The organism is Arthrobacter sp. GW822-FHT05G07, from assembly GCF_058799755.1.
The window spans coordinates 720-22,669 of the sequence record NZ_JBXALT010000008.1; the positions used below are offsets into that span (position 1 = coordinate 720).

Below are 21,950 nucleotides of genomic sequence, written 5' to 3' on the forward strand. Positions count from 1 at the left end.
TTGTTGGTGCTTTGTCCCCTGGGCCCCACAACAACTGCGAGCCAGCTCGTTCCAAAAGCTCACCAGCTACCACTCAGCCCGTCCCACGCAGCCAGTACCAGCCACCCGTCCCAGTAACCCACCTAGCACCACGTTCGTCGGCGCACCCGTTAGCGCCGATCGCCCCTGTTACCTCTGGTGCGGTTGGCGGAAGTGGGTGCGGGCTTGGTCACGAAGGGGAGCGCCGGGCGGCGAAGTGTGCGCATGGCGCGAAGTGGTGCGAGCCAGCTCGTTCCAAGCGCTCACCAGTTACCCACGCAGCCGGTACTAGCCACGCGTCCCAGTAACCCACTAACCCACGAACCGGCGCACCCGTTAGCGCCGATCGCCCCTGTTACCTCTGGTGCGGTTGGCGGAAGCGGGTGCGGGCCTGACCACGAAAGGGTGCGCCGGGCGGCGAAGTGTGCGCATGGCGCGAAGTGGTGCGAGCCAGCTCGTTCCAAAAGCTCACCAGTTACCCCCTCAGCCAGTACCAGCCACCCGTCCCAGTAACCCACTAACCCACGAACCGGCGCACCCGTTAGCGCTGACCGCCCCTGTTACCTCTGGTGCGGTTGGCGGCACAGGGCGCGCGCCCGACCACGAAAGGGTGCGCCCGGCGGCACAGGGCTCGCGCCCGACCACAACCGGGAACGCGAAACGTCATCCGACCCGACCACCAGCCGCGACGGTCATAGGATGAAAGGGATGACCACCACCCAAGCAGACAAAAACTTCACCCTTCGCAGCGTCGCCCTTCCGGCCTTCGGACCCGCGCTGCTGTTCTGTATCGGCGAAGGGGCGGTCCTGCCGGTTATTGCGCTCTCGGCGCGCGAGCTTGGCGCTTCGGTGGCGGTTTCAGCGTTGATCGTGACACTGATCGGGCTGGGCTCCTGGATCTTCAACATCCCGGCGTCGATCATCACGGAGAAGTTCGGCGAACGATGGTCGATCGTTGGAGCCGGAGCTTTGGGCGCGGTTGCCCTCGGCGCAGCCGCGTTCGCGCCGCAGGTCGACCACGGACTCTGGCTGCTGGCTGCGTCCATGACCTTGGTGGGCATGTCGGCCAGCGTCTTCAACCTAGCCCGTCAAAAGTTCCTTACCGAGGCCGTCCCGGTCATGTTCCGCGCGCGAGCTCTTTCAACACTGGGTGGCGTGACCAGGATCGGCATCTTCATCGGGCCATTCGTGGGCGCCGGCGTCATGCAGTTCGCCGGAATCAGTGGTGCTTACTGGGTGGGCTTCGCGGGCATGATGGCGGCCGCTGCTTTGTCTCTCACCATCCCGGACCTCGTAGCCCCGGAAACGCCCGACGGCGGCCCTCGCCCTCCGGCGTCGACGTTGCGGAGCGTCGCGGTCTCCCACGCGGGGGTGTTCCTTTCTGTGGGATTCGGGATCCTGCTTCTCAGTGCTCTGCGTGCATCACGACAAGTGGTCATCCCGCTGTGGGCGGACCACCTGGGGCTCGATGCCACCCATGCGTCCTTGCTCTTCGGCTTGTCCGGGGCAATCGACATGCTGGTGTTCTATCCTGCCGGGAAGCTGATGGACAGGAAGGGCCGGCAATGGGTGGCCATTCCCTCCACGCTCATCATGGGGACGGCATTGATTCTGATTCCCTTCACCGCCGGATTCGTACCATTGCTCTTGGTCGCCCTGCTGATCGGGTTCGGCAACGGCATCAGTTCGGGGCTCATCATGACGCTCGGAGCTGACTTCTCACCGGACAACGGCCGGAGTCACTTCCTCGGGATATGGCGCTTCATTGCCGATTCCGGCGCCACCGGAGGGCCCGTGCTGCTGTCCGGGTTGACGGCTGCAATCTCGTTGTCGGCGGGCGTCTGGGCCACAGGCGTACTGGGGTTCGCAGCGGCTGTGGTGTTCGCCGTCGCAATTCCGCGGCTGAAGCACCGGCGTAACTATTAGCTTTTACCCTTCGTGTTGACCTAACTGCTGAGATAGATTCACAGGGAATTCGCAGGAAAGTCCAAACTTTGGCTAAACTCATGCTGGCCGCAGTATCGCGGCCATTTTTCCGCGCTCTTGGGGGCGTTTGAGCAGAGGGCGCTGTTTATGCAGATCCGACGGAGAGCCAGTGTGCGCTCTCAAGTAATTTTTGCCGGCATTATCGCAATGGTAGGAGCTGCCCTCCCGGCCCTTCCTGCTGTAGCGAATGAGACTCCGGTGCCTGTACCCAGCGCGGCACCACGGACAATGTCCACCGAGTCCTCGGTCCTCCCTACGGACCAATTCATTGTGAAGTTCAAGGACCGGGCAAGTATCCAATCACTGGACCGGAAGTCGTCCTTGAATCGGGCCGCTGGGACCCTTGGCGTCCCTATTGAAGCTGTCCGTACGCTAGCCACGGGTGAAGAAGTGGTGAAGACGGAAAAGAAGCTCGGTGGCGAAGAAGCCGGTGAACTGGTTTCCGCCTTGGCCGCAGACCCCAGCGTTGAGTATGCCGAGCCAGATGTCATCATGAGGCCATTCGCTTCCGCGCCCAACGATCCTTTGTACTCATATCAGTGGGCACACAGTAGCACCGACAGTGGCGGGATGCGTGTCCTGGGGGCATGGGACGTGAGCCAGGGAGCCGGGAGCGTGGTTGCGGTCATCGATACCGGCATTACTGACCACACCGACTTGAACGCCAACATTCTGCCTGGCTTTGACATGATTCATGATCCCCTCGTTGCAGGTGACTCCAACGGACGCGATTCGAATCCGGCAGATGAGGGCGACGCCACCTACTACGGGGAGTGCGAGCCCGGATGGCCCGGTTATTCATCTTCGTGGCACGGGACACATGTGGCCGGTCTTGTGGCTGCTGTTGCAGGAAACAGCAAGGGCGTGGCAGGCGTTGCTCCCAAGGCAAAGGTCGTTCCGGTGCGTGCGCTGGGCATCTGTGGCGGATACGCTTCCGACATCGCAGATTCGATCGTTTGGGCGGCGGGCGGAACAGTTACGGGAGCCCCAGCGAACGCGAATCCAGCGAACGTCATCAACCTGAGCCTCGGAGGCCTGGCGCCTTGCTCCACGATCTACCAAAACGCTGCAGATTTTGCACGAAGCAAGGGCGCCTCAGTGGTGGTGGCTGCAGGTAACGAAGGCATCGACGCATCCAAGGTCAGCCCTGCCAACTGTAAGAACGTGCTGGTGGTCGGTGCGAGCACACGCAATGGCCTCAAAGCGTCGTACTCCAACTTCGGAATCAACGTCGATGTCGCCGCCCCGGGCGGCGACATGACCAACTCGGGCCTCGACGGAATTTTGTCCACCCTCAACGACGGAACGGATTCCCTAGGTTCCGAGGGATACTCCGTTATGGAGGGCAGTTCAATGGCCGCTCCTCAGGTAGCGGCAGTAGCAGCCATGATGTATTCAAAACTGCCTGCTTTGACCCCCGCGGATGTTGAGCAGAGGCTAAAGGCCTCGGCTCGGCCGATCAACGGCTGTGGCTGCGGCGCCGGTTTGGTTGACGCCAACGCCACTCTCACCAAGGTGGCAGCCGAGGCTGCGCCAATCACGGCGGGCACTCCCACAATTTCCGGTGAGGCTGCTGTTGGCAAGTTGTTGATTGCTGAACCTGGCAACTGGGGTAACACCTACGAAGCCACCTGGAATTATCAGTGGAACCGGTGGGGAACACCCATCCCCGGAGCAACCGGAAACGGTTACTGGTTGACAGAGGATGATCACCAAGCCACCATCACGGTCACTGTTACTGCCACCAAGAAGTTCGTACCGGCCGTCTCCGCAACCTCGGAGCCGACAGTTCAAGTGGCTCCCGGAACCTTGTTTGGTAGCGTGCCTGTTATCACGGGCTCGGCCTACGAGGGAAGCACCCTAACGGCCAACCCGGGTACGTGGGGCCCGGCCCCTGTGGACTTGACCTATCGGTGGACCCGCAACAAGCCAGGCACCACTGGTGAGCACGTCTCCAGTGCCTCTACCTACACCTTGACGAGCGAGGACATTGGCAGCACGCTTTCGCTACATGTCATGGGTAACAAGACCCCATACCGGCTGCTGGAGATGTCCAGCAAGCCAACGCCTGTTGTAGTTGCCGCTGACAAGGCTGTTACGCCTGAAGCCGTAGTGTTCACCGAAGCTCCGTACATGGGCAACGATCGCTACACTATTCCGGAGTCAGAGACCATGGACTACCAGGTAGATGACAAAACGCTCCAAGCCGGAACTCACCCCGCTCGAGGACAGGCCAAAATTACAGCCGTTCCGAAGAGCGGTTATGCAGTGCTCAACGGGGCGACTTCAGAGTGGAAGGCCTACTTCAGCGCAAAGGGGCCGGAATTTACGGCGCCTGCTGTTTCACCCTTCCGGGATGTGGCGACCACCCAGCAGTTCTATAAGGAAATGTCCTGGCTTGCAGACCGTAAGATCTCTACCGGTTGGGTAGAGGCGGACAAATCCGTCTCATACCGGCCGGTGACACCCATCAACCGTGACGCAATGGCAGCATTCCTTTACCGTGCGGCCGGCTCGCCGGACTACACACCTCCCGCGCAATCCCCATTCAAGGACGTTGCAACCACGCAGCAGTTCTACAAGGAGATGGCATGGTTGGCAGAAACCGGCATTTCATCCGGATGGACTGAGAACGGGGCGCGTTACTACAAACCGCTGACCCCCATCAAACGCGACGCGATGGCTGCCTTCCTGTACAGGTTGGTCAACAAGCCCGACTATGAAGCACCGATGAATCCACCTTTCAAGGACCTCGATTCAGGCCAGCTGTTCTATAAGGAAATGGTCTGGATGAGCGTTGCGGGGATTTCCTCCGGCTGGCAGCTAGGGGAGAACAACTACTGGTACCAGCCGATGGAGCCCATCAACCGCGACGCCATGGCAGCATTCCTGTACCGCTTGCCATAGGTGCTCGGCCGGGTTGCTGGTGAGTAACCCCCTGTGAACAAAGAACGGCCGCAGAATGACCCCGTGAGGTTGTTCTGCGGCCGTTCTTCTTTCAAAGAGGATCAGGAAGCCACGGCTCCCGTTGAAACACTGCGCGGGGTCTTCCAAGCCCGGTCAGGAACCTTGCCGGTAACCAGTGCCACGGCAATCACCAGCAGCACCAGCCCCCAGGTCGCATTCGCAACGTCCAGCGCAGACCTCATCACCACGAACGGGGGGACGATGGCCAAGACAGTTCCGGCAGCAATGCGCCACATAGCCGGCCGGACCGCACCCGGTGCCAGCGCAGTGCTGGCCAGTTCCAGCCGAACCAGCGGGGTTGAGACCAACAGCACCAGCGTCCAAGCAGCTACATAAAACAGAGGCCGGGTGAGCCACCACTCGGTGCCGGCGGGCTCGGGGAAGGGCAGGCGAAGGACCAGCGCAATCCCAAACATGGCGATGATCAACGGCAGGTGCCACAGATAAATGGTCATCGCCCGGCTACCCACCACGAACATAACCTTCTGTACCCAGCCGACACGGACACATCGCTGCAGCACAGGATAGGCGGCCTTCACCAAAAGAATGTGTGCCAGACCTACCAGGATCAGGGGGAACATGGGCGGGTTCTGGCTGGTCAGCATGTCCACGGGATACGGCCCGGCATGCGTGAGCGGAACCATCGCGGCGTAACAGCCGGCAGCGGCAAGAACGAGCTGCCACTTGGCGAAGCGGTCAAAGAAGCCGTCGGCGTAGAAGAAGCCCAGCTGTTGCAGCAGCCCCCACACGAACACCATGTTCAGCAGCCCGATCGGGTTCGAGTCGAAGCCCCACGGGTTGCGCTCCAAGCCCAAGCGAAGAACATCAACGACGACGGCGCTCGCGGCCAGCGCTGCAATGGTCCGGTATGGCGCTGCTTCGTGGAGCTTCGCCATAGTGGGAACCATGGCCTGGCAGATCAGGTACGCGGCAAGGAACCACAGCTGCACTCCGGCGCCCGCGGCGATAACGGCAAGCAAGTCGGCAGGGACACCGGCCGCCGTCGCGCTCCACAGGGCAATCGCAAGGAAGATGTACAACGCAACCGTGGGCCGGACCAGTCGCAGCACCCGGTTCCGGAGGTAATCGCCGGCGTCGCCGCCCTTGCGTTGCAGGCTGCGCCACGACGTGAGCGAGGCGAAACCGCCCACGATGAAGAAAAGCGGCATGACCTGGCCGAACCAAGTTCCTTGCGCAAACCAGCTTAAGGACGTCAGGGGATTGCCCACGCCGATGCCGGACTCGTCCACGCTGATCCCCATCATGAGCAGGTGAACAGCTACCACGGCAAACATGCAGACGACGCGGATGAAATCCACCACCAAATCGCGGGAAGCGGGGACGGCGACAATAGGGGCGTTGCTCCCGCGCGAAGCGGACCTAAGCGTTGATGACATGGAATCTCCTGAGGCTCAACAGTGTTTATCCATCGATTGGAATAACTGTAGCGCATGAAGAACGGGCAGTCGACGTCATTCTCAGAAACGTTGCTGCATCCGGGTCAGGATAGGCATGGTCGGGCGTAGCCTTTGAAGAGAACCTCATCCTGAGTCTCTTTCCGGCGCACATGGCGCATTCCATGAATCCACCCCCACCAATGAAGGGCAGTGCTGATTGTTATGCACATCAAAGAATTCTGGGACCAGCTTTCTCCGCACACTCAGCAATGGCTCATGGACAATCCGGGAACCATGATTGTGCCGCGGACCGTTACCGCGATCATCAACGGGGAGACGGGGGAGAGTGAAGGTGTTGACGCGCATGGTGGCACGCACCTCACGGACGAGGATCGACACTTCATCCACGAGCAAGCCCGCGCGCGGCAGGCTGTGTTTGCGGAAGAACCCAAGTTCTTCGACTCGGTTGGTCCGGAGGACTAGGCTCTCGGACGTTCGCGCCCTTTAGCGCCGATTGCTCCCGTAATTACTGGTGCGTGGGGCGGGTATGGGTGCGCCGGGGTCGTGTGTGTGGTGCGTGGGGCGGGTACGGGTGCGCCGCCGCCGGCACGCCGCCGCCGGCACCGCACCAGACAGCGTTAGCCCTTACGCGCCGCCAGGCCGAACAGCCACGTGCCGCCAAGTGCTGACAAGTATCCGGCGATCACAATGAAGGCGGTGCCGGCCCAGAAGTAGTCGATGGTGCTGTCTGTGCTGAGGTCGGGCACCTGCAGCAGCGAGTATGCCGCCACTAAGCCGGCGATCACGAGTGCCGCCACGGTGAGCCACACCCACAACCGGGAAGCGGCCCAGTGCTCGCCGTACCCCTTCCATACATTCCAGCTGTTGCCGGTGCGGAGGATGAGCCAGCCCGCCGGGAGCATGACGGCGGCAACCACCAGGAAAGCGGCTACGACGTCGGCCGGGCGGTGCCACTGGTTGATGAGCGTGGAGACGCCCGTGGCCACGGCGAAGGTGCTGCCAAGGAAGCCGGCCAAGGGTCGCCAGCGGGGCGAAACCATGAGGAATACCGCAGCTGCGGCGGATGCGGCGAGCGTGGTGTGACCGGACGGGAGTGAGTTCAGCTCCAAGGTTTGGACCCCACGGTCGGGCCTGTCCGGGATGAGGAGCTTGAGGATTTGTGTCGCCGCGTTGGCGGCAATGCATGCTGCCACTGCGATTCCGGCGGCGGTCCAGCGGCGGCGGGCGACTGTCACGAAGAGCACCATGATGGCCGCGATGGCCAGCGAGAGCATGGGGAGCATGTCCAGGAATTCGGTGGAGGCCCTGCCGGCTGTTCCGCCCAGCACGGTTGCTTCAACCAGTGCGGACTCGTCAATGAACTGGCCAGCGGTGGTGCGCACAAAGAAGTAGTACGTCGCCGCCAGGCCCACGGCGCTGGCAATGGTGGCGAGGCAGAACAGAAAGCCTGTGCCGGCGCCTGCGTCGTGTCCTTGAAGCGGCCGTTTGCTCGACCTCCCGCTGGTGCGGAATTGCTGGGAACTCATTCTGACTAGACTGCCACAGTTCTCTGGGTGGCCCGTGTGAGTTCGCTCGGCGCGTGGCGGCCGGAAGTGAGACCCTCGCAACATTCCTGTGATGCTTGACACGTGTTAGGTGGCAGGTTTAGGCTTCCTAACACGTGTTAGGGAAGGAAATCTACATGTCGGGAACCAATGGAGCTTTGCGTGAATTCACACGTAGAAGTGCCCTCACAGCCCTCGGCGCCGGAATTGTTGGAGTCGCCGCGGCGTCGTGGCCGCGCCTGACCGGGGCCGACATTCCAGGCCGGGGAGACAACAGCCTCAGCATCGCCATCATGGGCACCGCCGCAGACGCCGCCGCCCGCCAGAAGGTCATCGACGCCTTCGCCAAGGTCCACCCCGAAATCAAGGTGAAGGTCCAAGCGATCCAAGCCGTGGACTGGAAGGACTTCTTCACCAAGATCCTCACCATGGTGGCAGCAGGCACCCCGCCGGACGTCGTGTACGTGGCAACGGAAGGCGCCCAGCTCTTCGCCGAGAAACTGGCCCACCCGCTGGACGAATTCCTGCGCCGCGACGCCGACCATATGAAGGAGTACTTCGCGGACGTCCACCCCAGCCTGGTGGAAGCGTTCATGTACAAAGGCAGCCTGTTCCAGCTCCCCATCGACTGGAACGCGGCCAACATGTACTACAACACGGCGTCACTCCGTTCGGCGGGGCTGGAACGGCCATCCGACAACTGGACGCACACGGACTTCCGCAGCACACTCGCTGCAATGAAGAAGGCCAAGCCGGCCGACTTCACCCCTTACTACTGGACCAACCGTCTCTTCGGCGGAGTGGTGCCGTGGCTCTACGCGAACGACACCAGCTTCCTCAAGGAAACCAAGTCCCCGGGCGGCGAATGGTTGTGGGACGGCTTCTATGCCAACGACCCCACGCGCAGCCTCCGCTCCGGCGGCTACCAGTGGCTTGAACCCAACGCCGATGATCCCCGGGTCTTCGAATCCTTCGACTACCTCCGCGGACTGGTCAAAGACGGACTGGGTGTGCGGCCCGAGGAAGGCGGCGGCAGCGCGCTGATCGGCCTCTTTGCGTCCAACAGGATAGGTACGACGCCGGCAGGCGGCTATTGGGTCCAAGGCCTCCACGAGGCGGGGATGACAGAGAGCGATTTCGACGTCCAGTTCTTCCCGAAGTGGCGGACCCAGCGCCACCAGTTCGGCACGGCAGGGTACGCGATCATGAGAACCGCCAAGGACAAGGACGCCGCCTGGGAATGGGTGAAGTTCAGCTCCAGCCGTGAAGCCATGCAAATCGTGTTCCCCACACCGAACACCACGCCTGCGCGTCGTTCAATGGTCAACGAGCAGCTCTACGCGGGAACAGGTCCGCGGAACTGGAAGGTCTTCTACGACACCTTGGACAGGTTCCCCACCACAGGTCCCATTCCAGCGCCACCCCAGCAGGCCGCCGTCGAAACCGCCCTCATGAAAAACGTAAGCCTGGCTGTGAGTGGAGACGAGCGTCAACTCAAGGACGCCCTCAGTTCCATGCAGCGCGACCTTGAACTGGCCCTGAGGAGGCAGCCATGAGCACCGCAACCAGTACGCCCACAGGGACGGGGAGCGAGCCGGGACGGAAGCCGATCCACAAACACACGCAGCCGTCCAAGCGCGGCCGGATGCAGCAACGGTGGCTGCCTTGGGCCTTCTTGGCGCCCACCATCGTGGGCATGGGCATCTTCACCCTGTTGCCGATTATCGCCTCGATCGCGTTGGCATTCTTCCGCTGGGACATCATCTCGGCACCAACATTCGTGGGCTTCGACAACTTTGCCGAGGTAGTCCAGGACCCCACTGTCAGGGTGTCGTTCATCAACACGATCGTGTTTGTGATTGTGGCTGTGGCACTCCAACTCGGACTGGCACTCGGCCTGGCGATCATGGTGCAGGAGAAACTCCCGGCTTGGCTGAGGGTGTTCTTCCGCTCCGCTTTCTTCTTCCCGCTGATCCTGTCCGCGGCATCGGTATCGATCTTCATGCGCTACCTCTTCAACGAGCAATTCGGCGTCGTGAACTGGTTGCTGTCCATTGTTGGCATCCCAGCGGTTCCGTGGCTGACGACGCCAACCGGGTCCGCCGCCGTCGTCATTCTTGTGTACGTGTGGCAGAACTTCGGGTTCTCGTTCCTGCTGTTCATCGGTGGGCTGGCCTCCATTCCGGTGGAGACGTACGAGGCCGCATCGATCGACGGCGCCACGGGCTGGCGCAAGCACTGGTTCGTCACCCTGCCGCTGCTGAGCCCCACCACCCTGGTGGCCTCGGTGATGGCGATCATCAACGCTCTGCAAGTGTTCGACCAGCCCTACGTGCTCACCCGCGGTGGCCCCGGCGACTCGACCCGCACAGCCGTCATGGTGATTTTCGAGTCCGCGTTCCAGCGCCTTGAGTTCGGTCAGGCATCGGCGATCGGCGTGATCCTGACGCTCATCATCATGGCCATCACCGCCGCACAGTTCCGGCTCAGCAAACGATTCGTCTTCTACCAGTAAGGCCCGCCATGACCACCATTCAAGAACGTGTCACCACCACGGCGCCTGTAGTCACGCGGAAGAAGCGCGACTGGTCAGTGGCCGTCCGCGTCGTCGTCTTGCTGATCGCGTCCGTCTTCGTCCTGGGCCCTGTGCTGTGGACGCTGTCCACCTCGCTGCGTCCGCCGTCGGAATCCTTCCAGCTGCCGCCCGCCTTCCTGCCGCTGAACCCGGACCTGACCTCCTATGAGCAAGTGTTCAAGCAGCTCAACATCGTGGCACTGGTAGTGAACAGTGCGCTGGTGACGGGTCTGATCGCGGTAGGGCAGATGATTACCGCAGCACTGGCAGGGTACGCCTTCGCCCACCTCAAGTTCCGGGGACGCGGCGCGCTGTTCTCGATCGTGCTGGCCACCATGATGGTGCCCGCGCAGGTCACGATCGTTCCCGTGTTCATGCTGATCCGCGGCGTCGGACTCTCCGACACACTGCTCGCGCTGATCATCCCGGCCATCCCGACGGCGTTCGGCACCTTCCTGATGCGCCAGTACTTCATGGGGTTGCCGGGCGAGCTCGCTGAAGCGGCCGCGATCGACGGCGCCTCGCCGTGGCGGACGTTCCGTTCCGTGTACGCACCGCTGGCCATGCCGGGCCTGGCGATCGTGGGCATCCTGGCGTTCAACTTCCACTGGAACGAGTTCTTCAGGCCACTCATCATGACCATTTCCGAGCAGAACTTCACCCTTCCGCTGGGCCTGGTCTCACTCCAAGGCAACCTCGGCACCGGAAGCATCTCCGTGGTCCTGGCCGGCGTTGTCCTCTCCATGATTCCCGCGCTGGTGGTGTTCATGTTCGGCCAGCGCGCGCTGCAGGACGGACTCACCGCAGGCACGGGCAAGTAACTTTCCGCTCTTTTGAAAGGGGTTCCGTTGACGGACCTTGCACTGTTTGATTCCCTGTTGGCTGCCTCGACGCACCCGGATCCCGCGTTCCCGCGCTTCCACCCGCGTCCGGCACAGGGCTGGATCAACGATCCCAACGGCATCAGCTACATCAACGGCCGCTATCACGTGTTCTTCCAATACAACCCGGACTCCGCCCGGCACTCGCAGATCCAGTGGGGGCATGTGAGCTCTCCGGACCTGGTGCGTTGGGAAGAGCACTCCGTAGCGCTTTCGCCTCAGGCAGGCGGGCCGGACTCCGCTGGATGCTGGACGGGCGTGGTGACCTCCGATGATGGCGTGCCCACCGCGGCCTACTCCGGGATCAAGGACCATGGCGGCCATTCCCAGGTGGTGATTGCCCGCGGTTCCTCCGACCTTGTGACGTGGAAGCAGGACGGGCACGTTGCTGCGTCGATGCCCGCTGATCCGCTGGTCACCGCTGTGCGCGATCCCTTCATTTTCCGCTTCAACGGCGCCCGATACGCCATGCAGGGAGCGGGCCTCTCCGACGGGCGCGCGGCCTTGCTGTTGTACACGGTTGAGGACATGGATTCCTGGCAGTACCAAGGGATTTGGCTGACCACTGCTGATCCCGTGGCAGCTCAGCACACGCCCGCCGAGATCTGGGAGTGCCCGCAGCTGGTGCAGGTACCTTCCGGCGAATGGGTCATGATGTTCTCCCTATGGCTGTCCGGCGACGACCACGAGCACGCCAACGGGGTAGGGCATTTGATTGGGTCCCTGACCTCGGATCCCGCGACCGGGCTGCCTGTGTTTATGCCCTCTTCCGGGGGAAAGTCCGATCTTGGCCGCGACTTCTATGCCCCGCAGATCGTGCAGCTCTCTTATGGTTCGGCTGACGCTGCGCCTGGCTCTGCGCCTGCTGCGTTGCTGTGGGGGTGGGCCAACGAAGGTCCCGGTCGCGACGGTCGCCGGGGCCGCACTCAAGAAGAAATTGACGACGCCGGGTGGTCGGGTGTGTTGACGCATCCCCGCGTTTTGTCCGTGGTGGACGGGGCGCTCGCCGTTTCTCCTGCGCCCGAGGTTGAGGCGTACCGGGGTGCTTCCGTGGTTACGGGTGCTGCTGGTTCTGTTGCGTTGCCGGGGTTCGCCGAGGTCCTGGTTCGCGGTGATGCCAATTCAGTATCCGGAGCCGTGGAACTGCTGCTCGGTTCCGGCACCGATGCGCAGGTGGTCTACTCGGGTTCCTTGGCCGCGGGGGAGGAGCTGCGGATTTTCCTCGATGCTTCCCTCGTGGAGGTTTACCGCGCCGGTTCCGTGGCTACGACCCTCCGGGCCTACCCGGCTCCGGGGGAGGAATGGCAGCTTACCTTGCCCGCCGGCACGACTGCCGACGTATGGGAGTTGACGCTCCCCGCCTAGGCGGCAGGCCGTCGTCGTGCGTCCGTTGCGAGGCCTGCTTTGCAGGTTATGGGTGTGTCGAGGGGTGTAGAGCGGGCCTCGCAACGAGGTGTTAGCGGGTGGGGGCGGGTCCTGTGGACTCGCGCACCACTAAGCGGCAGGGAACCATCGTTTCGACGGTGGTTCCCTTTCCTGCTGTGTGGGTGCCCTCGCCCGCGCCCTCGATCGCGTCCAACAGCGTGGTCATGGCGGCACGGCCGATCTCCCGCAGGGGCAACGCCATGGTGGTGAGGGCGGGGATCATGGTGTCGGCGATCCGGGTTTCGTCGTCGTAGCCCATGATGGACAGGTCCTCGGGAACACTGAGTCCCAGACGCGCGGCAGCGAGGGCAACTCCGATGGCCAGGCGGTCGTTCGCGCACATGATGGCCGTGGGCCGATCAGCCGGGGACGCGCCGTCGAGCAGTTTCATGGTGCCGCGGTAGCCGGCGTCGATATCCCAGCCGGCCATGAAGATTCGGTCCTCACGGATCGGGGCGTCGGCCGCGGTGTGCGCGTCCCTGTAGCCCTGAACGCGCAGCGGGGCTGCGGGCGAATCCTCCGAACCGGCAAGCAGTGCGATGTCCCGATGGCCCAACTGCAACAGGTGTTCCGTGGCCTGCCTGCCGCCGGTGACCTCGTCCGGGATGACGTGATGCAGCTGCGGCTGGGGATGGTCGTCGTAGCAGTTGGCCAGGACGGACGGGACACGGAGCATCCCTTGAGGAACCTCGATGGGCTTCAGGCCAACGGTCACATACATGAGCCCGTCAACCTGCCGGTCCAGGAGGGTCTCAACGGCGCTCGCATCCCTGGCGGCGTCGCGCTCCGTGTCCATGACCACAGTGACGAATCCCCGACTACGGGCAACATCGTCTGCGCCACCAATGATGTTGCCGTCAAAGGGGCTGACCACTACTTCGTCGGACAGGATGCCGATCACACGAGAGCGCTGGTTCCGCAGGCTCAGGGCAATAGCGTTGGGGGAGTAGTTCAATTCCAGTGCAGCCTGCCGGATCCGGTCCTGACTTTCCTTGGCCACGTTCCCGTCGCCACGTCCATTCAGAACCAGCGAGACCGCGCTCCTGGACACACCCGCCCTCTTGGCGACGTCCAGTGCAGTGGCCTTGCGGTTCATGGAAGTCCTTCCGTCCTTTATTGTCAGCAGTCTACCTAACGCGTGTGAGGATCCGGTGGGGTCAAGCCGGGTAACCCAACTCACGCAACGCGGCCCCCATGAAATCCAAAGCCTTGATAGTCCCTGCGACGAAATAGAGTCCCCATGCCGCGAGGATGACCACCAGTGGCCACAAACCCCGCCGTGGAGCCACCTTGTGGATTACCACCGACCGTCCAATGACATAGGGGATCCCTCCCAGAAAGGACCATGCCCAGTGGAATGGTCGCACGACGCCCGTTCTTAGCAAGCGTCGGGTATCAAGCAGGGCCAGCACCACCGTGGAGCAATAGGTGAAGACCAATCCACCCCAGATCAGGAAGTAGCCAGTACTGATGATCGTGGCGGGGTCCAGAGTGAGGGTGCCGTTCCGGGTGTAGGTACGGATCTCGATATGCCACGTCAGCATGAGTAGCCCCGGCAGGAAAGGCAGGACGGCAAGAAGCCAGATGTACGGATTCATAACGCTCTGGCCTTGGCGAAGCATCGGGCGCTAAATCGCTGGACGTGGGACCCCTGCAGGTACCACGTTGTCTACCCACTCGGTACCGTTCCACCATCGGAGGCTGTGGGGGTCCCGAGCATCTGCATACCACCCGGGTACTGTCACGTCTGGACCGAATACCCCAGATGGGAATACACGGACTGCATGAAGTTGGCCGTCCAAATCCCGGTAATGACCATGCTGATAACAAACACGGCAATGGTGGCCCAAACCGGCCAAAGCCCGCGCTTAGGCGCCACCTTGTTCACAATCACTGAGCGGCCGATCACGTACACAAGCGCGCTAAGGAACGCCCACGCCCAGTGGAAAGGACGGACGACGCCGGACTTGAGGAGGCGCTGACGGTCCAGGTACGCGAAGAAAACCGAGAGGCCATAGAACAGGAAGCCTGAACCCATCAGGAGGAAGTATCCGGGGGTGTACATCGCAAAGGGGTCAACTGTGGTAACGCCCTCCGTGGTGGTGATCATCCTGAACTCCGGCTGCCAGGTGAACAACAGCAGGACGGAGACCAGCGGCATCAAAGTGATCGCCCAGATGAACGGGTTGTACACCGGAGTTTGTGGGTTGAGCTCAGGGCGCGGCGGTTGGACCGGTTGTTGGAACTGGGCGGGCGCCTGGAACTGACCGGGCGCCTGGAACTGACCCGGCTGTTGGAACTGGGCGGGCGCCTGGTGCGCCGTCCACGCGTGTCCATCCCACCACCGGACGCTGCGCGGATCCGAAGGGTCCGGGTACCAGCCGGGAGGCGTCGTCGAACCTGGCATTGATTGAGTCATAATTCCCCCGCAATGAGTCGTGATTCTGAGAATATCGCGATTGCGGTCTCTCGCTTGCCACAAGCCCCTCCACAGACGTCGCGTGGCGGTGTATGGATTGAACATGAGCTTCTTCGACGACTTCCCCGAGCCGCCAGCCCAGCCGCGTCAACCGCAACCGATCCGACCCGGGTGGTTCGGTCCGCCGTCGGACGAGTTGCCCGGCATCGCGCACGGCGGGTTTGTTCACAAGAGCGCTCGCACGGTGATTGTGCTGAAACTGGTGGAGGTGTACTCCACGGGTTGCGTGTTGGACGTGGTGTGGTCCGTGCTGCGCGGCAACGAATCGGACCAGGAATGGCGGGAGATCGTGGAGGAGAGCTACAACCATCCGCGATCAAGCCTGGACACCAGGACGGGACTCCAACTGGGTGTCGCCATGGCAGATGGACGAAAGGCCGTGGCTGCTGTCCACGGACCGTCGGCCTTCGAAGATACTGACGATTTCACCGGGCCCGTGCTGACAACCCTTGGAGGTGGCGGAGGAAGCAATAACGCCGAGTTTGTCCAGTTCACGGGCCGATACTGGCTGTGGCCGCTGCCCGTGGAGGGGGATACGACGTTGGTGGCTCAGTGGGATGCGCTGGGGATTCCGGAAGGCTCACTCGTCCTGCCCGGACCGGACCTGGCCCAAGCGCTGGAAAGTGTGCGCAAGTACTGGACTGAGTAAGTTTTCCACATAGCCGGATTGGCCTGGATTGGGGGCGGGAGGCCGCCGGTACAGTGGCAATATGCCTGCACTTCCCTCCCTCGAAGAACTCCTCGATTCCGCCCACGTAGTCTCGCTGCCCATGCGCGTGAAGTTCCGCGGCATCATGGAGCGCGAGACACTCCTTTTAAGGGGACCGCTCGGCTGGGGTGAGTTCTGTCCGTTTCCCGAATACGACGACGACGAATCCTCCCGCTGGCTGGCCGCCGCCTTGGAAGCTGGTTGGCTAGGTTTCCCCGCGCCATTGCGGGACAGAATACCGGTCAATGCCACGGTTCCCGCTGTCCCGGCAGAGCGCGTACCGGAGGTGCTGGCGCGCTACGGCAGGGTGGACGCCGTCAAGATCAAAGTTGCCGAGCGGGGCCAGGAATTAGCGGACGACGTCGCCCGGGTCAATGCAGTGCGCGAGGCCCTTCCCGACGCCGCAATCCGGGTGGATGCCAACGGGGGATGGGACACGGACCAGGCCGTGGAAGCCTTGGGCAAACTTTCCACGGTTGAACTCGAGTATGCCGAACAACCCGTCCCCACCATCGACGGCCTGGCCAAGGTCCGCCGTCGGCTCGCCGCCGCCGGCACGCCAGTACTCATCGCCGCGGACGAGAGCGTACGCAAAGAAGAGGACCCCCTGCGTGTTGCCCGGGCAGGCGCCGCTGACCTCATCGTGGTCAAGGTCGCACCACTCGGGGGAGTGGCACGGGCACTGGACATCGTGAACCAGGCCGGGCTGCCCGCCGTCGTGAGTTCTGCCTTGGACACCTCGGTGGGCATCCGTGCGGGGCTGGCACTGGCGGCCGCCCTGCCATCCCTTCCCTACGCCTGCGGTCTTGGCACCGTCTCGCTGTTCGCTTCGGACATCACACTGGACCCGCTGGTGGCCGACGACGGCGCCATTCAGTTACGCGATACAGTCGCCGATCCCGGGCTGCTTGAGCAGTACGCGGCACCGGGGGAGCGCCGGGACTGGTGGCTGGACCGACTCCGCCGAGTGCACACCGTATTGGCGAGAAACCAGCACGGTTTGTTCACCGGGTCTTAACCAGAGAGACCTCTCAGATTTGGTTTCCGCTGAAAGGCTCAGCGGGAACCCCGTACATCCTCTGGAAGGTCTTCCCCCATGTCTGAAACCACCGGACGCACGTTTCCGCTGCTCCCCATGCTCGGCCGCACCAAAGGCAAGCGCAGCGCCGTTACCTGTGCTTTGAAGTGCGACAACGCCTGCTCGGGCGATGTCTGCAACACCAGCGCCAACGGCTACTTCCGCGACATCGCTTCAACGGCCATGTCCCGCCGCGCCGCCCTGGGGCTCGGTGCCGCAGGTGCGCTCGCCGTCGTACTCGGTGGTGCCGTGACTGGTGGCGACGCCGCCGTGGCTGACTCGGGCAACGGACTCTCTGACGCTGCAAAGAAGGGCTTCGACAAGTCCAAGCTCAAGTTCACCGCCATCAAGCCGGTAGACGCAGCAGTGGATGCCTTCACTGTTCCGGAGGGGTTCGACTGGAAGCCGATCATTCGCTGGGGCGACCCCCTCTTTGCCGACTCCCCGGCTTTCAACCTGAACGCGCAGACTGCTGCAGCACAGGCCCGCCAGTTCGGTTACAACAACGACTACACGGACATCCTGCCTATCCCGGGCTCTAAGGATCGCCGTGCCGTCCTGTTCACCAACCACGAGTACACCAACGAGAACATCATGCTGCCCGAGGGCTTCGACCCCGCAGAGGCACGCGCCATCGGCCGTGCCGGGCATGGCCTCGCCGTGGTGGAACTCGAGCGCAAGAACAAGAACAAGCCGTGGAGCTACGTTCAGGGCGCACCCCTGAACCGTCGCTTCCTCACCGACACTGTCTACGAGCTCACCGGACCCGCAGCAGGCACCAACCTGGTCAAGACCATCGACGACCCCGCCGGCCGCTGGATCAAGGGCACGCTGGGCAACTGCGCAGGCGGAACCACCCCATGGGGAACCATCCTCTCCGGAGAAGAGAACTTCAACGGCTACTTCGCAGCCCCTGGCACCAGCGACGGAGACAAGCGCTACGGAATCACCTCGAAGGCAACCACCCGTCAGTGGGAACTTGACGAGCCGCGCTTCGACACCCGCAACTCCGGCTACGCCAACGAAACCAACCGCTTCGGCTGGATCGTGGAAGTAGACCCGTTCGATCCCACCTCCACCCCCAAGAAGCACTCCGCCATGGGACGCTTCAAGCACGAGGGCGCCAACGTCATCGTCTCTCCCTCCGGACGGGTAGTGGCGTACATGGGTGACGACGAGCGCTTCGATTACCTCTACAAGTTCGTTTCCAAGGGCAAGTACCAGGCCGGCGACTCCAAGGAAGCCCGCAAGAACAACATGAACCTCCTCTCCGAGGGTGACCTGTATGTTGCGAAGTTCACAGGGGACTCGCCTGCGGACATTGACGGCACGGGCAAGCTCCCCGCAGACGGTGCATTCGACGGCACCGGTGAATGGCTGCCCCTGGTGGTCAACGGCACCTCCGCTGTGCCGGGCATGACCGTTCCCGAGGTCCTTGTTTACACCCGTTTGGCTGCCGACAAGGTTGGCCCCACCAAGATGGACCGTTGCGAAGACGTTGAGCCCAACCCGCGTACGGGCAAGGTCTATGTCGCCTGCACCAACAACACGGACCGCGGCAAGCCGGGCAAGGAAGGCGCCACGGAGGTCAACCCCCGCACGCTCAACCGTGACGGTCACGTTGTGGAGATCACTGAAGGACGCGAGCAGACGGGCACCAAGTTCAACTGGAACCTCCTGTTGGTAGCCGGCGATCCCAGCAAGAACACCTCCGCGTACTTCTCCGGATTCCCGGCCGACAAGGTCTCGCCCATCTCCTGCCCGGACAACGTGGCCTTCGACTCCGTCGGCAATCTCTGGATTTCCACGGACGGCGCCCCCGGCACCATTGGCTACGCGGACGGCCTGTTCAAGGTCACCCTCGAAGGTCCCGAGCGCGGCAAGGTGGAGCAGTTCCTTGCTGTCCCGCGCGACGCCGAGACTTGTGGCCCGATCATTCACGACGAAGAGCGCACTGTGTTCGTATCAGTCCAGCACCCTGGTGAGGACGGCTCCTTCGCCGCGCAGAACTCCTTCTTCCCGGACTACGTCCCGGCTGGCGCCACCCCCGCTGCCGGTGCCGCACGGGCACCTCGCCCCTCGGTGGTCCAGGTCTTCCGGAAGTAACGCCTGGCCCTCCCGTTTCTGACGAATGCTCTCCCACCCGGGCTCCCCGGGAGGGAGAGCATTTCGTCTTGCCGACCCTCTCTCACATCCCACGTGCTTGTGGCGTGACCCTCTCTCACATCCCACGTGCTTGTGCCGTGACGCTCTCTCACATCGGGTTCTATGGTGGCCTGCGCCTTGGCGGCGTAGGGTCGGTTGGACCATGACTGAACAGCAGCCGTACGATCTGGTCCAGCAGTATCCACACTTCGAGCTGCGCCGCTATCCCGCGCATGTACTCGCGGAGGTGCAAGTCCACGCCGCGTTTGATCGTGCCGGGAACGAGGCCTTCCGTTATCTTTTCAACTACATCAGCGGCAGCAACACCAGTAGACAGAAGCTGTCCATGACTGCGCCGGTCATTCAGGAGAGTGGAACGTCGGAGGAACTGGTCATGACGGCACCGGTCCTACAGAGCGGCCCCATTCCGGGGGCCGATCAGGACTACGTCGTTGCCTTTGTCCTGCCAGCCGGACTGACAGTAGAGACTGCTCCTGTACCTGACGAGTCCAGGGTCAAAATCCGTGAGGTGCCTGGGGCGTTATCTGCTGTAGCCCGATTCACAGGCAACGGATCAGCCGCGGCCTTTCAACGCCATACTGTAGCGCTGACGGAGGCCCTTCAGCTGGCTGATCTGACACCCATCGGTTCGCCCAGGTTCGCGCGTTTCGACCCTCCCTTCAAGCCTTGGTTCCTCCGCCACAACGAGGTAGTTCTGGACGTGAAGGAACCCTAACGGTACCGGGGTGAGAGACCGTTGGCCGGAAGGGCTAGGGATGTGAGAGAGGGTTGGCCTGAAGGGCTAGGGATGTGAGAGAGGGTTGGCCTGAAGGGCTAGGGATGTGAGAGAGGGTTGGCCGGAAGGGCTAGGGATGTGAGAGAGGGATGAGGGGCCGGGCGGCGCCAATAGACTGGAACGGTGACTTCCCAGGACTCTCTGACATCCATCGGCGCCGCACGGATCGCTGTTACAGCACTGCTCGACGGCGGTGTGCGGCACGTGGTGGTAGCGCCGGGTTCGCGCTCAGCACCCATGGCCTACGCCTTGGCGGAAGCGGAAGCTGCGGGCCGCGTCCGGCTCCACGTCCGCATCGATGAGCGCGACGCAGGGTTCACCGCGCTGGGCCTTGCCCTCTCCACTGAGGCGCCGGTTGCCGTGGTGACAACCTCCGGCACGGCGGTGGGCAATCTTCTGCCGGCAGTCATGGAGGCCAACCATTCAGCTGTCCCGGTGGTCGTCATCTCCGCAGACCGGCCGGAAGAACTTCACGGGACCGGGGCGAACCAGACCACCATCCAACTGGACCTTTTCGGCGATCACGTCAGATTCGCCGTCGACGTCCCGGCCGGTGACCACCCGCAGAAGGCTGTTGCCACCGCGCTCTACGCTGCCACCGGGGCCCTCGAAGATACACCTCCGGGCCCTGTCCAAGTGAATCTCGCCTTCCGTGATCCCTTGGTACCGGCTGACGGCGACGCCCTTCCGGCCGCCGCGGGACACGGCGTGTTCCACTACGACGCCGGTCCCCAAGCACTGAACCTTCCGGCAGCATCCGGCGAACTCGCTGAGCGACGCACCGTGGTCCTCGCGGGCCATGACGCCGGTCCCGTAGCCGAGGCCTTTGCCCGCGCCCATGGCCTGCCCCTGCTGGCCGAACCTTCGTCCAACGCGCGCTTCGGGCCGAACGCAGTAGGGCCTTACCGGGTATTGTTGGCACACTTCGGTCCTGATTCCCCGACGCCGATCGAACGTGTGGTCCTGTTTGGTCGCGCTACTCTCTCCCGCCCGGTGGCTTCCCTTCTGGCGCGTGAGTCTGTTGTGTCTGCTATCTACCAGCCCGTCCCCGTTGCTTGGTACGAAGCGGGCCGACGTCGCGAAACCCCTATCGAAACTCTTCCCGAGCTCGCCGACTTCGCCGGCCGTGGCTCCGCCGAATGGCTCGATTCCTGGCTCCTCGCTGGTGCTGCCGCCCAGCATGGCCTCGATGGTGTGCTCGCGGGGGAAGACCTCGCCAACGGCCCGTCCGTTGGGGCCACGGTCTGGGAGCATTCCCGCGGGCAGTTGGTGCTCGGTTCCTCCAACGGGATCCGCGACGTCGACCTCGCCGGCCAACCCCACCCCGAACCCATCGCCACCGTGTACGCCAACCGCGGCCTGGCCGGTATTGACGGCACCATCGCCACAGCCACAGGAATCGCCTTGGGCAGCGGACGCGAAACCACGGTCCTTCTGGGCGACGTCACTTTCCTCCATGACGCCGGCGGACTGCTCCTCGGCGACGGCGAGCCCGTGCCGGATCTCCGCATCGTGGTGCTCAACGATTCCGGCGGTGCCATCTTCAGCCTCCTCGAACACGGTGCGGTGGAGGACTCAGGCGCCTATGGCACCGCCGTCGAGCGCCTCTTTGGTACCCCGCACTCAGTGGGCATCGGGGCACTCGCGGCGGCGTACGGCGTCGGGCATCAGACGGTGAGCACGACGGCGGAACTCGCCGCGGCCCTCAAGTCGCCGCTGAAGGGACGCACCATTGTGGAAGTCCGCGTAGACCGCTCGGGCTTGCGGGCACTCCATGCCCGGATCAAGGAAGCCGTCTCGGCCGCAGTGGGCCAAGTCCTTACGGCCGGCTAGCCCCCGCTCCGCCCTACCCGCACCCGTTGCCGCTGTTTGCACCCGTTCCCGCTGGTGCGAATGGCGCGAAGGGGTGCGCCGTGGTTGAACGAGGGG

Annotated in this window: 18 protein-coding genes; 12 read left to right on the top strand and 6 right to left on the bottom strand. The window is 63.0% G+C overall.

Annotated elements, in window-relative coordinates; genetic code table 11:
* The first annotated feature begins 726 nt into the window (after positions 1-726).
* Together AC1RJY_RS14470 and AC1RJY_RS14475 are read left to right on the top strand one after the other, a co-directional pair.
* On the top strand, positions 727-1,944 hold the full coding sequence (locus tag AC1RJY_RS14470; protein WP_011775758.1) for an MFS transporter: 1,218 nt from the start codon (positions 727-729) through the stop codon (positions 1,942-1,944).
* Positions 1,945-2,091: 147 nt separating this feature from the next.
* Positions 2,092-4,911 (top strand): S8 family serine peptidase, encoded by a 2,820-nt coding sequence (locus tag AC1RJY_RS14475; protein WP_498602595.1) that lies wholly within the window; start codon positions 2,092-2,094, stop codon positions 4,909-4,911.
* A gap of 101 nt (positions 4,912-5,012) precedes the next feature.
* On the opposite strand, the gene AC1RJY_RS14480 is transcribed toward AC1RJY_RS14475, so the two are convergent.
* Positions 5,013-6,368 carry an acyltransferase family protein gene (locus AC1RJY_RS14480; protein ID WP_498602596.1) on the bottom strand — a complete coding sequence of 452 codons (1,356 nt, stop codon included), beginning with the start codon at positions 6,366-6,368 and terminating at the stop codon, positions 5,013-5,015.
* Between the two features lie 210 nt (positions 6,369-6,578).
* Here AC1RJY_RS14480 and AC1RJY_RS14485 point away from each other — a divergent pair, with 210 nt between their 5' ends.
* A complete protein-coding gene (locus AC1RJY_RS14485; RefSeq protein WP_498602597.1) occupies positions 6,579-6,851 on the top strand; it encodes a hypothetical protein in 273 nt (90 codons plus the stop codon).
* 155 nt (positions 6,852-7,006) lie between these two features.
* On the opposite strand, the gene AC1RJY_RS14490 is transcribed toward AC1RJY_RS14485, so the two are convergent.
* The gene (locus AC1RJY_RS14490) at positions 7,007-8,017 is read right to left on the bottom strand and encodes a phosphatase PAP2 family protein (RefSeq protein ID WP_498602598.1); all 1,011 of its coding nucleotides are present in this window, start codon (positions 8,015-8,017) and stop codon (positions 7,007-7,009) included.
* A 53-nt stretch (positions 8,018-8,070) separates the two neighbouring features.
* Between AC1RJY_RS14490 and AC1RJY_RS14495 the strand changes: the two genes are divergently transcribed.
* From AC1RJY_RS14495 to AC1RJY_RS14510, 4 genes are read left to right on the top strand one after another with little or no spacing between them, the layout of a single operon-like run.
* Positions 8,071-9,489, top strand: a complete 1,419-nt coding sequence (locus AC1RJY_RS14495) for an extracellular solute-binding protein (protein WP_498602599.1) — start codon at positions 8,071-8,073, stop codon at positions 9,487-9,489.
* On the top strand, positions 9,486-10,448 hold the full coding sequence (locus AC1RJY_RS14500) for a carbohydrate ABC transporter permease (RefSeq protein ID WP_011775752.1): 963 nt from the start codon (positions 9,486-9,488) through the stop codon (positions 10,446-10,448). Before AC1RJY_RS14495 ends, AC1RJY_RS14500 begins: the two co-directional genes overlap by 4 nt.
* 8 nt (positions 10,449-10,456) lie before the next feature.
* Positions 10,457-11,329: a carbohydrate ABC transporter permease gene (locus AC1RJY_RS14505; RefSeq protein ID WP_011775751.1), complete on the top strand. Its 873-nt coding sequence runs from the start codon at positions 10,457-10,459 to the stop codon at positions 11,327-11,329.
* A gap of 27 nt (positions 11,330-11,356) precedes the next feature.
* Positions 11,357-12,754, top strand: a complete 1,398-nt coding sequence (locus AC1RJY_RS14510; RefSeq protein WP_011775750.1) for a glycoside hydrolase family 32 protein — start codon at positions 11,357-11,359, stop codon at positions 12,752-12,754.
* Positions 12,755-12,845: 91 nt separating this feature from the next.
* On the opposite strand, the gene AC1RJY_RS14515 is transcribed toward AC1RJY_RS14510, so the two are convergent.
* From AC1RJY_RS14515 to AC1RJY_RS14530, 4 genes are all read right to left on the bottom strand, one after another.
* Positions 12,846-13,910, bottom strand: a complete 1,065-nt coding sequence (locus tag AC1RJY_RS14515) for a LacI family DNA-binding transcriptional regulator (RefSeq protein WP_014922500.1) — start codon at positions 13,908-13,910, stop codon at positions 12,846-12,848.
* Between the two features lie 61 nt (positions 13,911-13,971).
* Positions 13,972-14,412, bottom strand: coding sequence for a DUF2510 domain-containing protein (locus AC1RJY_RS14520; RefSeq protein ID WP_286176471.1), 441 nt, complete (start codon positions 14,410-14,412; stop codon positions 13,972-13,974).
* A gap of 30 nt (positions 14,413-14,442) precedes the next feature.
* Complete coding sequence (locus tag AC1RJY_RS14525; RefSeq protein WP_498602600.1) at positions 14,443-14,559, bottom strand: DUF2510 domain-containing protein; 117 nt, start codon at positions 14,557-14,559, stop codon at positions 14,443-14,445.
* On the bottom strand, positions 14,556-15,233 hold the full coding sequence (locus AC1RJY_RS14530; protein WP_498602601.1) for a DUF2510 domain-containing protein: 678 nt from the start codon (positions 15,231-15,233) through the stop codon (positions 14,556-14,558). Before AC1RJY_RS14530 ends, AC1RJY_RS14525 begins: the two co-directional genes overlap by 4 nt.
* A gap of 103 nt (positions 15,234-15,336) precedes the next feature.
* Between AC1RJY_RS14530 and AC1RJY_RS14535 the strand changes: the two genes are divergently transcribed.
* The 5 genes from AC1RJY_RS14535 to menD all read left to right on the top strand — a co-directional run bounded on the left by AC1RJY_RS14535 (position 15,337) and on the right by menD (position 21,854).
* On the top strand, positions 15,337-15,942 hold the full coding sequence (locus AC1RJY_RS14535; protein ID WP_498602602.1) for a hypothetical protein: 606 nt from the start codon (positions 15,337-15,339) through the stop codon (positions 15,940-15,942).
* Positions 15,943-16,003: 61 nt separating this feature from the next.
* Positions 16,004-17,020, top strand: coding sequence for an o-succinylbenzoate synthase (locus tag AC1RJY_RS14540; protein ID WP_014922496.1), 1,017 nt, complete (start codon positions 16,004-16,006; stop codon positions 17,018-17,020).
* A gap of 78 nt (positions 17,021-17,098) precedes the next feature.
* Positions 17,099-19,186, top strand: coding sequence for a PhoX family protein (locus tag AC1RJY_RS14545; RefSeq protein WP_498602603.1), 2,088 nt, complete (start codon positions 17,099-17,101; stop codon positions 19,184-19,186).
* Positions 19,187-19,388: 202 nt separating this feature from the next.
* On the top strand, positions 19,389-19,961 hold the full coding sequence (locus tag AC1RJY_RS14550) for an SOUL family heme-binding protein (RefSeq protein ID WP_498602604.1): 573 nt from the start codon (positions 19,389-19,391) through the stop codon (positions 19,959-19,961).
* A gap of 183 nt (positions 19,962-20,144) precedes the next feature.
* Positions 20,145-21,854: a 2-succinyl-5-enolpyruvyl-6-hydroxy-3-cyclohexene-1-carboxylic-acid synthase gene (gene menD / locus AC1RJY_RS14555; protein ID WP_498602605.1), complete on the top strand. Its 1,710-nt coding sequence runs from the start codon at positions 20,145-20,147 to the stop codon at positions 21,852-21,854.
* Positions 21,855-21,950: the final 96 nt, after the last annotated feature.

Coding starts and splice junctions, on each gene's coding strand:
- AC1RJY_RS14505 (WP_011775751.1), top strand. CDS start 10,457: ATGACCACCATTCAAGAACGTGTCACCACCACGGCGCCTGTAGTCACG.
- AC1RJY_RS14530 (WP_498602601.1), bottom strand. CDS start 15,233: ATGACTCAATCAATGCCAGGTTCGACGACGCCTCCCGGCTGGTACCCG.
- AC1RJY_RS14500 (WP_011775752.1), top strand. CDS start 9,486: ATGAGCACCGCAACCAGTACGCCCACAGGGACGGGGAGCGAGCCGGGA.
- AC1RJY_RS14470 (WP_011775758.1), top strand. CDS start 727: ATGACCACCACCCAAGCAGACAAAAACTTCACCCTTCGCAGCGTCGCC.
- AC1RJY_RS14480 (WP_498602596.1), bottom strand. CDS start 6,368: ATGTCATCAACGCTTAGGTCCGCTTCGCGCGGGAGCAACGCCCCTATT.
- AC1RJY_RS14520 (WP_286176471.1), bottom strand. CDS start 14,412: ATGAATCCGTACATCTGGCTTCTTGCCGTCCTGCCTTTCCTGCCGGGG.
- AC1RJY_RS14540 (WP_014922496.1), top strand. CDS start 16,004: ATGCCTGCACTTCCCTCCCTCGAAGAACTCCTCGATTCCGCCCACGTA.
- AC1RJY_RS14495 (WP_498602599.1), top strand. CDS start 8,071: ATGTCGGGAACCAATGGAGCTTTGCGTGAATTCACACGTAGAAGTGCC.
- AC1RJY_RS14550 (WP_498602604.1), top strand. CDS start 19,389: ATGACTGAACAGCAGCCGTACGATCTGGTCCAGCAGTATCCACACTTC.
- AC1RJY_RS14475 (WP_498602595.1), top strand. CDS start 2,092: ATGCAGATCCGACGGAGAGCCAGTGTGCGCTCTCAAGTAATTTTTGCC.
- AC1RJY_RS14515 (WP_014922500.1), bottom strand. CDS start 13,910: ATGAACCGCAAGGCCACTGCACTGGACGTCGCCAAGAGGGCGGGTGTG.
- AC1RJY_RS14545 (WP_498602603.1), top strand. CDS start 17,099: ATGTCTGAAACCACCGGACGCACGTTTCCGCTGCTCCCCATGCTCGGC.
- AC1RJY_RS14535 (WP_498602602.1), top strand. CDS start 15,337: ATGAGCTTCTTCGACGACTTCCCCGAGCCGCCAGCCCAGCCGCGTCAA.